Origin of the sequence: Corynebacterium jeikeium (genome assembly GCF_028609885.1) — a bacterium.
Taxonomy (GTDB): domain Bacteria; phylum Actinomycetota; class Actinomycetes; order Mycobacteriales; family Mycobacteriaceae; genus Corynebacterium; species Corynebacterium jeikeium.
Window position 1 is genome coordinate 2,368,935 of the sequence record NZ_CP063195.1, and the last position, 13,857, is coordinate 2,382,791.

12 protein-coding genes and 1 tRNA gene are annotated in these 13,857 nt (G+C 60.8%); 10 read left to right on the top strand and 3 right to left on the bottom strand.

What is annotated here, in order from left to right; translation table 11 throughout:
- Positions 1 to 24: 24 nt before the first annotated feature.
- From CJEIK_RS10640 to CJEIK_RS10650, 3 genes are read right to left on the bottom strand one after another with little or no spacing between them, the layout of a single operon-like run.
- The gene (locus CJEIK_RS10640) at positions 25 to 492 is read right to left on the bottom strand and encodes a RidA family protein (RefSeq protein ID WP_005292274.1); all 468 of its coding nucleotides are present in this window, start codon (positions 490 to 492) and stop codon (positions 25 to 27) included.
- 43 nt (positions 493 to 535) lie between these two features.
- Positions 536 to 694 carry a Sp36 family protein gene (locus CJEIK_RS10645; protein WP_005292275.1) on the bottom strand — a complete coding sequence of 53 codons (159 nt, stop codon included), beginning with the start codon at positions 692 to 694 and terminating at the stop codon, positions 536 to 538.
- A gap of 17 nt (positions 695 to 711) precedes the next feature.
- The gene (locus tag CJEIK_RS10650) at positions 712 to 1,086 is read right to left on the bottom strand and encodes a WhiB family transcriptional regulator (protein ID WP_005292277.1); all 375 of its coding nucleotides are present in this window, start codon (positions 1,084 to 1,086) and stop codon (positions 712 to 714) included.
- A gap of 459 nt (positions 1,087 to 1,545) precedes the next feature.
- Between CJEIK_RS10650 and CJEIK_RS10655 the strand changes: the two genes are divergently transcribed.
- The 10 genes from CJEIK_RS10655 to CJEIK_RS10700 all read left to right on the top strand — a co-directional run bounded on the left by CJEIK_RS10655 (position 1,546) and on the right by CJEIK_RS10700 (position 13,645).
- Positions 1,546 to 3,801 (top strand): transglycosylase domain-containing protein, encoded by a 2,256-nt coding sequence (locus CJEIK_RS10655; protein ID WP_005292279.1) that lies wholly within the window; start codon positions 1,546 to 1,548, stop codon positions 3,799 to 3,801.
- Between the two features lie 129 nt (positions 3,802 to 3,930).
- Positions 3,931 to 4,878 carry a metallophosphoesterase gene (locus CJEIK_RS10660; protein WP_370510490.1) on the top strand — a complete coding sequence of 316 codons (948 nt, stop codon included), beginning with the start codon at positions 3,931 to 3,933 and terminating at the stop codon, positions 4,876 to 4,878.
- Between the two features lie 147 nt (positions 4,879 to 5,025).
- A tRNA-Pro gene (locus CJEIK_RS10665) sits at positions 5,026 to 5,102 on the top strand.
- A gap of 244 nt (positions 5,103 to 5,346) precedes the next feature.
- Complete coding sequence (locus tag CJEIK_RS10670; protein WP_011274262.1) at positions 5,347 to 6,426, top strand: ornithine cyclodeaminase; 1,080 nt, start codon at positions 5,347 to 5,349, stop codon at positions 6,424 to 6,426.
- Positions 6,427 to 6,497: 71 nt separating this feature from the next.
- Positions 6,498 to 7,835: a Y4yA family PLP-dependent enzyme gene (locus tag CJEIK_RS10675; protein WP_231913355.1), complete on the top strand. Its 1,338-nt coding sequence runs from the start codon at positions 6,498 to 6,500 to the stop codon at positions 7,833 to 7,835.
- Positions 7,836 to 7,854: 19 nt separating this feature from the next.
- A complete protein-coding gene (locus CJEIK_RS10680) occupies positions 7,855 to 9,000 on the top strand; it encodes a PLP-dependent cysteine synthase family protein (protein ID WP_011274263.1) in 1,146 nt (381 codons plus the stop codon).
- A 14-nt stretch (positions 9,001 to 9,014) separates the two neighbouring features.
- Positions 9,015 to 10,376, top strand: a complete 1,362-nt coding sequence (locus CJEIK_RS10685) for an MATE family efflux transporter (protein ID WP_231913354.1) — start codon at positions 9,015 to 9,017, stop codon at positions 10,374 to 10,376.
- A gap of 150 nt (positions 10,377 to 10,526) precedes the next feature.
- Entirely contained in the window at positions 10,527 to 11,684 is a 1,158-nt protein-coding gene (locus CJEIK_RS10690; RefSeq protein WP_005292290.1) for an ABC transporter substrate-binding protein, read from the top strand.
- Complete coding sequence (locus CJEIK_RS10695) at positions 11,681 to 12,808, top strand: FecCD family ABC transporter permease (protein WP_005292292.1); 1,128 nt, start codon at positions 11,681 to 11,683, stop codon at positions 12,806 to 12,808. The genes CJEIK_RS10690 and CJEIK_RS10695 overlap by 4 nt, the downstream gene beginning before the upstream one ends.
- 66 nt (positions 12,809 to 12,874) lie before the next feature.
- Positions 12,875 to 13,645 (top strand): ABC transporter ATP-binding protein, encoded by a 771-nt coding sequence (locus CJEIK_RS10700; RefSeq protein ID WP_005292294.1) that lies wholly within the window; start codon positions 12,875 to 12,877, stop codon positions 13,643 to 13,645.
- The last annotated feature ends 212 nt before the right edge of the window (positions 13,646 to 13,857 follow it).

The window sequence follows — 13,857 nt, forward strand, 5'->3', positions numbered from 1 at the left end:
CCCAGTGTAGTTCGAACCGCGATTTTATGCGCTGATCTGCGCGACGATTTCTACCTCTACGGGGGCATTCAGTGGCAGTGCGGCCACACCGACTGCGGCGCGGGCATGCACACCGGCCTCGCCAAAGATCTCCCCCAAAAGTTCGGAGGCGCCGTTGATCACGCCTGGCTGTCCACCGAAGTCCGCGGTAGAGGCAACAAATCCGTTGACCTTCACGATCCGTTCGATGTTATCGATACCCACCAGGTCGTCAATGGCGGCAATAGCGTTCAGCGCGGCGGTACGGGCGGCGTCATAAGCCTGCTCTTCAGTCACCTCAGCACCGACCAAGCCCGTGACGGGCAGCTGGCCGTCCACGAAGGGCAGCTGGCCAGAGGTGTAGACCATGTTCCCGCTACGCACGGCCGGTACATAAGCCGCGACGGGAGCCGCCACCGGAGGTAGCTGCAGTCCGAGCTCTTCTAACTTTTGGCGAAAGTTCTGCTGTGCCATATTTATTACTTCTATATTTATTACTTCTGTTGCCTCTTTTGCCCTACTGCTCCAGCGGGCGCTTCATGTAGGCAACGTGCTGCTCACCGGTCGGGCCGGGCAGGACGGAAACGAGCTCCCAGCCATCCTGACCCCAGTTATCCAGGATCTGCTTAGTGGCGTGAGTGAGCAGCGGTACGGTTACGTATTCCCATTTAGTCATGGGAACCACTGTAGTGATTACTTCTTCGTAGCGCTGGCAGCTTCGAGCTGGCCGGCGAAGAAGTCCGCCCAGCTGGTGATCTCGGGGTGCTTGCGCAGCAGCGCACGGCGCTGGCGCTCAGTCATGCCACCCCACACGCCAAACTCCACCTTGTTGTCCAGGGCATCGGCGCGGCACTGCAGCACGACGGGGCAGTGGCGGCAGATGGCCACAGCCTTACGCTGGGCAGCGCCCTTTACAAAAAGCTCGTCCGGATCCACGTTGCGGCAGTGCGCCTGAGTGATCCACTCGCCGCGATTATTAAAGGACTCGCGGGTCGTAATCTGTTCAGCAGGCTGGCAGGTCGGCTTGGAGCCGCTGGTCACCTTCGTGCGGGCAAGCGATGCAGTCATTCTCTTCCTCCGAAACGTGCCTCCAGCAGGGACGGCCCTCGCGCCTTGTGCGTCGGTTGTCGTTTGGTACCGCCAACTGCCGTAGAGGCTTGCTGTAGTAGTAATTTTATTCACACGTTTTTAGAAGTGTCGAATAGGTCACATTTTGGGGGTAACTGATGCCCACGCGACATTTCTTAAGTATGGATTCAACCGACCAGCGAAAACTGTAGATCTGCTACCCACCCCGCGACCTTTTCTTTTTGACGCCCATACGATCCCGCTGGTCAGCCCACCAGTAAACCGTGTCGCACGTCACATCTTGAACTTTTCCCATATCGGCGCCGGAATGAATTTTTTCCACGAGAGATGCATAAAACTGCAAAGGAGGAGATCACCCCCGACGGTTGGCGTGAGGGCGTCACAAGGAGTCACTAAGGAAAGACCAAAAAGGCCAAAGCGTTGTCCGAGGCGTGGGTTATGGTGATAGCCGTGGACGCACCGAAGCCATTTCTGAAACTGTTCCTCGCCATCCTGGCCGGTGGCGTGCTGCTGGCCGCTGCCATCCTGCCGTTTGCAGGCGCGGGTGGCTGGGTAGTAAACGCCAGTACGGACGCGATGAACTCCAACGTGCAGGACATCTCCGAGAACAACTCGGTGCCACTGCGCTCGCGGATAACTGACAGGGATGGCAAGACAATCGCCTGGGTGTACAACCAGAACCGCACAGAGGTGCCGTCAGACAAGATCTCCCAGGCAATGAAAGACAGCATCGTTGCCATCGAGGATCGCCGCTTCTACCAGCACAAAGGCGTGGATATCCGCGGCACCCTGCGCGCCGCAGCGGCGAATTTCTCCAGCGGTGGGGTCTCGGAGGGCGCGTCGACGATTAACCAGCAGTATGTGAAGAACTACCTGTGGCTAATCGAGGCGGAGAACGAGGACGAGGCTGCTCAGGCCATCGAAACCTCTCTACCCCGCAAGCTGCGCGAAATGAAGATGGCTGGCGACTTGGACGACAAGCTGTCCAAAGACGAAATCCTGACGCGCTACCTGAACCTGGTCTCCTTCGGCAACAGCGCCTTCGGCGTTCAAGCCGCGGCGCAAACCTACTTCGGCGTGAACGCGTCGGACCTGAATGACAATCAGGCGGCCTTCTTGGCTGGAATCGTGCAATCCACCAGCGCACTGGATCCGTACACCAACCCAGAGGGCGCGAAGCAGCGGCGAGACGCGGTACTGCAGGCACGTGTGAACGCGGATAGCCTGTCGCAGGCCAAGGCGGACGAGCTCTCGAGCAAGCCGCTGGGCGTACTAAAAGAGCCGAAGGTTCCCTCCAACGGCTGCATCGGCGCCGGCGGCTCCGGGTTCTTCTGCGATTACGTGCTGGAGTACCTGGATAAGAAGGGCATCTCCAAGGACGAGGTGGCTAAGGGCGGTTACACGATCCGCACCACGCTGGACGCACAGGCGCAGAAGCAGGCGGAAACGGCCGCCCGCAGCAAGGTTTCGCCAGACCAAGAGGGCGTATCGGCCGCCACGAATTACATCGCACCCAAGGATGGCAAGCACCAGGTGGTGGCCATGGCCTCCTCGCGCGAGTATGGGCTAAGCCAGGACGAGCGGGAGACCGTACTGCCGCTACCGCACTCACTGCAGGGGCACGGCGCCGGCTCCGTGTTCAAGATCTTTGCGGCCGCGGCTGCGCTGGAAGACGGCATGGGGCTTAACACTAACCTCGCGGTGCCTACCCGCGCCGAGGTTGAAGGCATGGGCGCAGGTGGCGCACCGGGCTGCCCGCCGAACAAGTACTGCGTGGAAAACGCGGGCTCCTACAAGCCCAACATGACGCTGAAGGAAGCCTTAGCAACCAGTCCGAACACCCCCTTCATCGAGATGGCGGAGAAGCTGGGCATGAAGCGCATCACGGACATAGCTATCAAGCTAGGCTTGCGCTCCTACAAGAATGAGGGCAGCTTCGACGGCGAACACTCCGTGGAGGAATACATCAAGGACAACAACCTTGGTTCCTTCGTGCTGGGCCCCACAGCCGTCGACCCACTGGAGCTTTCCAACGTGGCCGCCAGCCTGGCCGACCACGGCCGCTGGTGCGAACCCACGCCCGTGCTGTCCGTAAAGGACCGCAATGGCAAAAAGGTAAAAATGGAGAAGGCGGACTGCGAGCAGGCCATCGACAAGAAGATCGCCGATGCGCTGGCAAACGGCCTGGGCAGCGACGTGCAGCAGGGCACTGCCTCTGCTTCCGCCCGCGCGACCGGCTGGAGCGGACCGCTGTCCGCCAAGACGGGTACGACGGAAACCAGCTTTTCCGCGGCGTTCCTGGGCTTCACCTCCGGTTGGGCTGGATCCTCCTACATCTTTAACGACGGAGGCACGGCGAAGAACCTGTGCACCGCGCCTGTGCGCCAATGCGGCAACGGCAACCTCTACGGCGGTAACGAGCCCGCACAGATTTTCTTCGAGGCCTCGAAGCCGATGATCAAGAAGTACGGTGGCGGCAAGCTGCCCTCCTACGACAAGAAGTACGACGCAGGCACAAACCCCGGCAAGTGGGGAGCGCCCGCATCCACCGGCGAAACGGGTGGTGGCGCCTCGAGTGGCGGCAACTCCGCACCCGCCCCGCAGGCACCACAGGGCCAAGGGGAGCTGGACCTCCCGCCGGAGATCCGCCGCGGCCTCGATGACCTCGATGACTTTCTGAACCAGCTCCGCTAGCGCATTAGCTCCGCCGCGCGTGACGCACGGCGGGTATGTCCCGCCCACGGGCGAAACGATACCCTGGGGAACGTGAAGAACAATCGTCGGAACTCCTCAGCGAACTCGCCAGCCCAGCCCCGCAAACGTCTGCTCACCCCCGCCAACGTGCTGAAAAGCGCGCTCGGAGTTGGGGCGGCCGGCGCGGCGGTCGCTGCGGCGTCATATAAAGAAACCCTAAAATTCCAGCATCACGAGGTAACAGTGCCGCTGCTTGAGCCCGGCACGCTACCCGACGATTGGGATAGCTTCCGACTGCTGCACGTCAGCGACCTGCACATGCTGGACAAGCAGAAGCACAAGCAGGAATGGGTCGCCGCGCTGGACCGCCTGGACCCGGACCTGGTGGTCAACACGGGCGACAACCTCGGCGAGGAGGACGGCGTGCCGGGAGTACTCCGCGCGCTCGGGCCACTGCTGGAACGACCCGGCGTGTTCGTTTTCGGCAGCAACGACTACTTCGCGCCGCGCCCCGTGAACCCCTTCATCTACCTGCTGGGCAAGAAGCGCAAGCCCTCCCAGGTGCAGCTGCCATGGAAGGGGATGCGCGCGGCCTTCATCGAACGCGGCTGGCACGACGCCTCGAACGCCACCGTCGAGTTCGCCATCGACCCCGCCGCGACGGGCTCCCTGACCAGTCCAGAAAAGATCAAGCTGGCCATCGCGGGCGTGGACGACCCTCACCATGAGCTGGACGATTACTCGCGGATCGCGGGGCGCCCTAATAGTGACGCCGACCTGGCCATCGGGCTGAGCCACTCCCCGGAACCGCGCGTCCTGGACCGCTTCGCCGCCGATGGATACCAGCTGGTGCTGAGCGGTCACACGCACGGCGGGCAGCTATGCCTGCCGGGTGGGCGCGCCATTGTGACGAATTGCGGCATCGACAGGAGCCGGGCGCGCGGGCTTTCCCGCTGGACCGAGCGCATGTGGCTGCATGTGACCAACGGGCTGGGCAGCTCTAAGTACGTGCCTTTCCGCATTTTCTGCCGCCCGTCGGCGACGTTGATCCACATTGTGGAGAAGCCGGCGGGCTAAAAATGCCCGTTATGCAGCCATTTTGAAAATTGCCCCCCTCGGGAGCTATAGTTGTTCGAGTTGCAGCCGTTGGCTTTGCTTAGCTCCCTTTCACAGGGTTGCGTTGTGAATTTTTCGCAGAGGCAGGACTAGCGTGCCGCTCCAGACCGGGATATGGCGCAGCTTGGTAGCGCACCTCGTTCGGGACGAGGGGGTCGCAGGTTCAAATCCTGTTATCCCGACCAGATTTAGCCCCAGTCAGTGGCCCATACGGGTCACAGGCTGGGGCTTTTTCATATCCTTGCGCTCCCTATCGCCCACCGTGTAAGAAATTAATAGCCCCCGCGTTAGTAGCCTAGCCTTACCTAACCTTTCCAAAGGTTTGTTTCCGCAAGGCTCACTACCGCTGTGGCCACCGGGATTGCATCGCAGGCAGCCCGGGACAATTAGAAACTTCCCCTCACAAGACAAGGCTCAACAAGCGCAACCATGGAACACCTAGCCAATTCCGGCCCATCGCTACGTGTCCTCACTCGTAGTGATCTCGCAGATATAGAACTCCCTCCCGAACAAGTCATCCGAGCAGTCGAAGATGGCTACCTTGCACTGGAGTCCGGCGCCTCCCGCTGCCCTACAAAGATGATGATCGACCTCCCCGTAGAGAGTCGCGACTCAATCGCCTTTTCCATGCTCGGTTTCGACGCCGCGCGAGACCTCGTTGGTTACAAGACCTCATACCGCAAAGGCAGCGACAACCGCGACCAGTACTACACCACAATTACCCTGTACGACGACGAAACCGGTCTGCCTTACGCCCTCATGGACTGCCAGAAAATCGGCGCCTCCCGCACTCCGGCAACCACCGCGCTCATCGCCCGCGAATGCGCACGCTCCGGCGCCACCTCCGTAACGATGCTCGGAACCGGGCTGCAGAGTATGAACACGCTGGCATATCTGCTCACCGTCCTGCCGAATCTCCAGCATCTCCGCTTACACGGCACCCATCCCGAGGGCGTCAAGGACACACTTGACGTTCTGCAACGCTGGTTCCCGGACCGCTCCGTCGAACTCATCGGAACTGCCAAATCACTGAATAACACGAGCTCAGATAGCATTTCTCACGCAGTGACCTCAGCTCGCGAAATCATCGCCGCGGACACCGACGCCGTGCGCGATGCAGTCTCGACCAGCGACATCACCGTGGTGGCGTCAGGTCGTGCGTGGCACCCAAAGATTCATACCAGCTGGATTCCCGAGGGTGGACTGTTAATCTCCGTAGCCTCGAAGGGTGTAGCCGATGGCGCCGTCGCGGAAGCCGACCGTGTCATCGCAACCAGCAAAGGGCAGTTCGACCTCGTCGGTCAGAGGCTCCTCCAGGGGCGCAATGTGCAGCTCGACGCCACTCTCCCAGACATCCTCGCCAGCCAGGTTCCGGGTCGTATCAGCGACTCTGAACGCATCTTCGCTTTCTGCAGCGGAATGATCGTTACGGACATTCCCATCGCTCACGAACTCGCCGTACGGGCGTTTTCCGCAGGAAGGGGAAGCGAGGTCACACTGTGGAGCTAGCGCCCAGCCTACCACCGCTCGTACAGGCGTGGGAGGAGGAACTGTTCAACCACCCCTGGGCTCTGCCGCAGATGCGGGAGTTGGCGTCGGGTCCCTTCCATGTGCTGTATCCAGCGCAACTGCGCACCAATCTGAGGGACTTTGCCACCACGGCACAGGATATGAACGTGGACTGCACTGTGTTCTTCGCACGCAAGGCGAACAAGGCCGAGTGTTGGCTGCAGGAAATCGCCGCTGCAGATCAAGGCGTAGATGTAGCCAGCGGACCGGAGCTCGTCGGCGCTCTGGCCGGAGGAATTCGCGGGACAAAACTAGTGATCACCGGCGCGGAAAAAGCAGACAATCTGCTGTGGCTGGGTATCCGTCACGGGTGCACAATCGCAGCGGATTCGCCCGGCGAACTGCAAAGAATACTAGACATCACCCGAAGGGAAACGTCTGCACACCACACCGACGGCCACACACGCGTGCTGCTGCGCATTCTGCCCGCCGAGCAGACTGAGAGCCGCTTCGGCTGTACACCTCAAGAGTGGTCAGCGTGCATTTCGGGTCTGCCTGAACTCGGGAAACACGTCGATATCGTCGGCTCCTGCTTTCATCTCAACGAATACAGCTCCGAGCAAAGGGGCAAAGAAGCGCACCGCAGCCTGGACTTTATGCGTGAGCTGCGCCGCAAAGGGTGGCGAGCGGACACTCTGGACATCGGTGGGGGATTTTCAGTTCGCTACAGCGCCGACGCAGACTGGGAAGCATTCCAACCCACGTTGACGGACGCGAGCGCTTTCCACGCAGGCCACACTCCCAGCACCTCCTATCCCTATGGCGGGGAAAAGGCAACCGGACCGGAGATGTTGCGCGCCATTCTGAACACCCCTACCAAACAGGTCGACGGGCAGACCCTCGCAGAGCGATTGCGCACCGAGGGCGTAAAGCTGGCACTCGAACCTGGAAGAGCGCTCCTAGCTGGCTGCGGACTCACCGTGTTCCCGGTACAAGGAGTCAAAAGCGCAGAGACTGAACGCAAATCCCCAGATCTCAATCCGCAAGAGAATTCGCACTACAGGTACCAGATACTCACCGCTGCAGGACTCAGCATGAGCCTGTCCGAGCAATGGAAATCCAGCGAATTCTTGCCCGATCCCACCCTTTGGCCACAGCGCGAAGGCACCCCTACGCGCGCGTGTGTCGGCGGATCAAGCTGCATGGAATACGACATGCTCACCTGGAGAACCATCTGCTTTCCCCGCGCACCCAAGCGTGGCGACCTGCTGATTTACCACAACACGGCTGGATACCAGATGGACAAGAACGAAAGCTCTTTCCACCAGCTACCGCTCCCCAGCCGCTTCGTCTGGGATAGCTCAGTCCCCACCATTCGTCATGATCACCCCCTGCATGTGGAACTCTGAAAGGCTATTGGCACGTTCCATGAAAATCTCAACTCGCACTACCCACTCAGCGATGAGCGGCGCGGGCGGCGAGTCGGCGCACCCTGCCGTGTGCACGGTTGCCCCGCCGCGCGTCAGCACCAAAATCTGCGACCTGATCGGCAACACACCCGCACTGGAGCTTTGCCGCACAGGCACCGGAAGCCGACTCATCCTCAAATTGGACTGCTTCAATCCCACCGGGAGCGTCAAAATCCGCATGGCGATGGAAATGGTGCAAGGCGCCGAGCGTGCCGGGCTCTTGCGCCCGGGTAGCCGGATCGTTGAACCCACCTCGGGAAACACAGGACTTGGCCTGGCTATCGCGGCCTCCCAGCGCGGGTACAGATTTACCGCAGTGGTGGATCATCATGCCGCCAAAGACAAACTCGATGCCATGCGTGCCCTCGGTGCCGAGCTGATTTTCGTCGGCTCACCGGACACGAGCAAGCCATCCACCGTAGCCCGGCGGAGCATGGCGAAGCACATCGTCGAATCCGACCCGAACGCCTGGTGGCCCGACCAACACAACAACCCGGACAACCCGGGCGGATATGCACAGCTCGCGCACGAGCTTTCCGCCCAATGTTCGGACGGCGTGGACGTGCTCGTCGCCGCCGTAGGCACGGGCGGCACCCTCTGCGGAACCACACGTGAACTTCGAAGGATGGGCCACGAGGCAAAAACGGTGGGCGTCGAGCCAGAAGGATCCATCATTTTCGGAGGACCGGCTGGCTCCTACAAACAGTCCGGCGCGGGTGCTCCCGGCGGCTTCACTATCGGGCAGAACGTGGATTATGCCCTAATCGATCAGCAGATCAAGGTAGGCGACGTCAAGGCATTCGCCACCTCGCGCGTACTCGCCCGGCGACACGGACTAATGGTTGGAGGAACTGCCGGGGCAGCAGTCCATGAGGGGCTGCAGACCTTGCAGACCTGCGCCGCGAACAGCACTGTTGTAGTGCTTGTTTGCGACGCTGGGGAGAAATACCTGGACACAGTGTTTAACGACGCATGGTTGGATAGCCACGGGCTGCGCTCCGAGATCGCAGAGCGGCACGTGGAGAACATGCTGCGCGCCTACCGCGATTCGCGTTCCTTGTGCGCCGGCTGCCAGGCGCCACGATGCAGCGCGGTGCGGAGATGAGGGTGGCTGCGAGGTTGAACTCCATTCAGAAGTACCGCGAAGTCCTTGGAATTTCCCTTCCCATCGCCGGGGTGCAGCTCGCCGGGGTGGCGCTGACCACCACGGACGTCCTGATGCTGCAATCCGTGGGGGTGCTGGCGATCGCTGGCGGTGGCTTGGCCATGCAGCTATACAACCAGATCCGCACGATGTGCGTGGGCATGGTGACGGCCAGCTCAAATCTCGTGGCCGAGGCTGCGGCAGAGATGGAACGGGAAGAAGCCTCTAGTCAGCCCTCGGAGGAAGGCGCGGAGCGGATCCGGCGAGCCGTGCGATCCTCCTTCGCCGTGGGCACAGGCACTGCGGTCCTCGGCGCGCTACTGGTCATCACCTTCGGCGCACTGGTTCTTGCTCTGCCTATCGACGAGCAGGTCGCCCATCTCACCTTCGCCATGACCCTCACATTGGCGCCGGGACTCATCCCCATGTTGTGGCTCAACGTCTTGCGCCAGTTCGCGGTGGGCATGCGCAAGCCTGGCTCCCTGCTTGCCATCACGCTGGTATCAATCTTCGTCAACATCGCCCTGAACTGGTCGTTTATGGCTTGGGCAACGTCGGACACATGGAAGGTGGCGGGCATCGGGCTATCCACGACCACCGTCCAACTTTTCACGTTGCTAGCCTTCCGCGTGGTCGTGCTGCGTATACCCGAGCTGCAACCCTACTTTCAGGTTCTGCCCCGCGCCGGCGACGGGGAGACTATACGCCACCTCGTGCGCCTCGGAGTACCAGTTAGCCTGACCTATGGCTCGGAGGCAGCGATTACGACAATCGCCGGGTTGGCGATGGGAACCCTCAGCCCACAGATGTTGGCAGCGCACAACGTTGTCAACCAGCTAGCGTACATCGTCTACCAGGTTTGCATCGGCTTCTCCCATGGCGGGTCGGTGCTCATCACGAGGGCACGAGCCGAAGGCGCCAACGCGGTGCGCGCGGTAACCCGGCGCGTGCTACTCGTCGTGGTCGTGTACCTGGGGATTATGGGCGCACTGTGGCTTCTGCTGGGTCGCTGGATACTGCGCCCGTTCCTGGGAAGTGCAGACGCCACCACCTTCCACATCGCCGTCCTGCTTCTGTGCCTCGCCGTGCTTCAGCAGTTCTCTAAGGGAATTCAGAACGTGACAGTGGGTTTGCTGAGGGGGCTCAAGGACACCACTTCCGGGCTGCGCTGCACTCTCATTGGATATTGGCTAGTCGGCGTACCCGGAATTCTGGTGATGGGCAAGCTCCTTAGGTGGGAGGGCTACGGCGTGTGGTGGGGACTGATCGCGGGCTTCGCAACCACTGCCGTGCTGCTATTGCGGACCTATTCTCGACGCCTCGCTTCAATTTCCTAATGGGGCGTAAGACGGCTTTTACCTCCAAGCATTGCCTTTGATCGAAGGTGTGGCTAACCTAAGTAAGCCAACCCAAAGAAAGGAACACAGTTGTCCCTCACGACACTTAGGGCTCGCAGCCCCCGAACCCCCATGCGCCCTCATCTTCGCATGGCTCGCGCAGTTGTCTCGGCCGTCGCCGCCGCCAGCCTCTTCATGACCGCCGCCTGCAGCGCCAGCGACGAACCACACTCCACAATCAGCGGAGAAAAACAGCAGATCACCGACATCCTCGGACGCAATGTTGAGGTTCCGAAGAAGGTCGAGCGGATCCTCATGGGCGGGCAGAGAATGCTCTACACCACCGCTATCCTCAACAAGGAAAACCCGCTCCAGGGGATCGTCGCCTGGCCCGATGACCTGCAGCAGAACGATCCCGGCACGTACAAAAAGTACCAACAGAAATTCTCGAAGATCGGGGATATCAAGCAGACCGGCGAGGTTTACGACGGTTCGATGTCCCTCGAGCAGGCCCTGGAGTCCCGCCCAGATGTCTTCATTGTCTCTGCGAACAGTTTCGAGGCAGCCCAAGACGCTGGCATCATCGACGGCCTTGAAAAGGCTGGAATCCCCACCGTCACCGTCGACTACTTCACCGACCCGGTGAAAAACACCGTGCCGAGCGTGCGCTTGCTCGGCAAAGTGCTCGGGTACGAAAAGGAGGCGGAGAAGTACGCCCGGTTCTACGAATCCAAGGTGGACATGGTTCACGACCGGTTGGAAAAAGCCAAAGCCACTCCCACCCCAACCTTCCTCTGGCGAGCTCCCGGCTACTTCGACTGCTGCTCCACTTTCGCCAAGTCCAACCTGGCTCAATTAGTCACCGCAGCGGGTGGCAAGAACCTGGGAGACGACATGATTGAAGGTAAGCAAGGCCAGGTCTCCCCCGAAGCGCTGGCTGGAAAAGACCCGGACGTCATCATCGCCACCGGCGCTGACTGGACTGATGCCAAGCAGCAGCCAAAAAAGACTGGCTTTATCCCCCTCGGTTACGACGAGTCCGCCGATCAGGCAGCCCGGGATTTTCAGCGCGTCGTTAACGGGCAACCTGTCCTCAAGGAAATGCGAGCCGTCAAGGACAAGAGAGCCTACGCCGCGTGGCATCACTTCTACGACTCTCCGTACAACTACCTGGCCATCGAGTGGTTCGCCAAGGCCATGCACCCCGACCTGTTTGCCGACATTGACCCGCAGGCTGACATGAAGGAACTGCACGAAAAATTCCTCCCCGTGGAGGCGAGCGGCACCTTCTGGACTGGTTTGCCATGAGCCACGTCGCCCCGACACGGTCAACCCCTGCCGTAAACGGGAAGGATCACAAAGACAGCATCCCGCAACGTCAACGCCCCGGCGTGAGCTGGTACCGAGCAGCCAGCAGGCGCAAGGTGGCAATCATCGCCGGGCTCGCGGCTCTGCTATGTGCAGTCACCGCCACAGATTTCCTCATCGGCAGCAGCATGCCTGCTAATGAGGCGATATATGTGCTATTTCACCCCAGCGATTCCCGCCCTGTTGACCGACAGATCATCTTTGATATTCGCCTGCCAATGACCATCACGGCGGTCCTCATCGGCGCTGCCCTCGCTGCCGCTGGCGCAGAGATGCAAACCATCCTGGGCAACCCCCTCGCAGAGCCCTATACACTGGGTATTTCCGCTGCCTCCAGCTTCGGCGCCGCCTTCGCCACCGTCTCCGGATTCACCGCGGCAGGAATTGGAGCAACGCTGGGGATGGCCGGCAGCGCGTGGGTGTTCGGCATCGCAGCCTGCGCGGTGATCGTCCTCTTCTCCCGGTCAAAGAGCGCCGGCACGGAGGGAATGATCTTGCTAGGCATTGCAATCGTGTTCCTTTTCGACGCTCTCCTGGCACTGATGCAATACCTCGCCTCGCAGACCCAGCTAGAGCAGGTGGTCTTCTGGACGATGGGCAGTCTCACGCGCGCCAAGTGGCCCCAGATCTGCCTCCTGGCACTCGTCTCGCTGATCGTCATCGCATTCTTCTACCGCAACGCGTGGACACTGACGGCGTTTCGAATGGGAGACGACCGCGCCAGGTCCATGGGAATCAACGTCAACAGGCTGCGCACGCTCACACTGGTGGGCGTCTCCCTCATGGCTGCGACTGCCGTTTCGATGGCCGGGACGATTGGCTTTATCGGCCTCGTCGGCCCACACATCGCCAGGATGCTCGTCGGCGAGGATCAGCGATTTTTCCTCACTACATCCATCTTCTCCGGTGCGCTCTTGCTTACCTCAGCCTCCGTGGTCTCCAAGCTGATCCAGCCCGGCGCGATCCTGCCCGTCGGCATCATCACGGCGATTGTGGGCGTGCCAGCGTTCGTCGTCCTCATCGTTCTGCGCCGCCGGCCCCGAACCGTCTCCTCGCCCACCTAAAACTCCGTCGCCGCGCCCACTTCTTCTCGCTCCAGACCCCTCCCTCACCCCAGAAAGGACAACCTCGTGGAACAGCCCACCACGGTTCCGTCAGCCCCCGCACTGCAGGTCACCGACCTGAGCTTTTCCCACGGAGCAGCGCAGATCCTGAATGGCGTTTCTCTTCCGGGGATCGACGCCGGGACCGTCACCGCCCTTGTAGGCCCCAATGGAGCTGGTAAATCCACCCTGCTGCGCTGCATGGCTCAGCTGTGCCGATTCAGCGGCAGTGTCACCGGACCCGACGCGGTGTATTTGCCACAGGATCCCCCGCCGGAAAGCACCCTTACAGTGTTTGAATCGGTGCTACTGGCGCTCCAGCACTCACGCACGGGATTCAGTGGGCTGCGCGTGGCCACATCCACCCAGGATAGAGTCAGCGCGGTACTCACACGACTGGGTCTGAAAGAATTCGAGTCTCGCACGATGTCCCAGCTCTCCGGCGGCCAGCGCCAGCTGGTGAGCTTCGCTCAGGCGATCGTACGCCGCCCCCGGGCTCTTCTGTTGGACGAGCCAACCAGTGCTCTCGACCTGCGCAATCAGCTGACCCTCATGGAGCACATTTGCACCTACGCCGTTGAAGCACCCGCGGCAGTGGTGGTCACGATGCACGATCTCTCGCACGCGGCACGCTTCGCCGATCGCATCGCAGTGCTTCACAACGGCGCCGTTTACGCGCATGGAGCCGTGGAGGATGTGCTCACCGAAGAAATGTTGCGCGAGGTCTACCGAGTCGATGGAACGATTACGCCCACCGGTGATGGAAATGTAGCGATCACCACGTCAAGGGCAATATGAGGGTCTGCTAAACTTTGGCGAGTCGCATAAAATATTTCCGTTCATGTTCCGACGTGACGGACCGCCCAATTTTTTCTAGCCCTCCGAGGTCACCCTCCCGCGCATCTTGGAGACACTAGGAGCGATCGATCGGCTCCGCAGTTCGGGACGTTGAAGGCGATTGTGCGTTTGCCTAAGATATCGTCGTCGAACTCATTGGTTAGGGTGTTTTA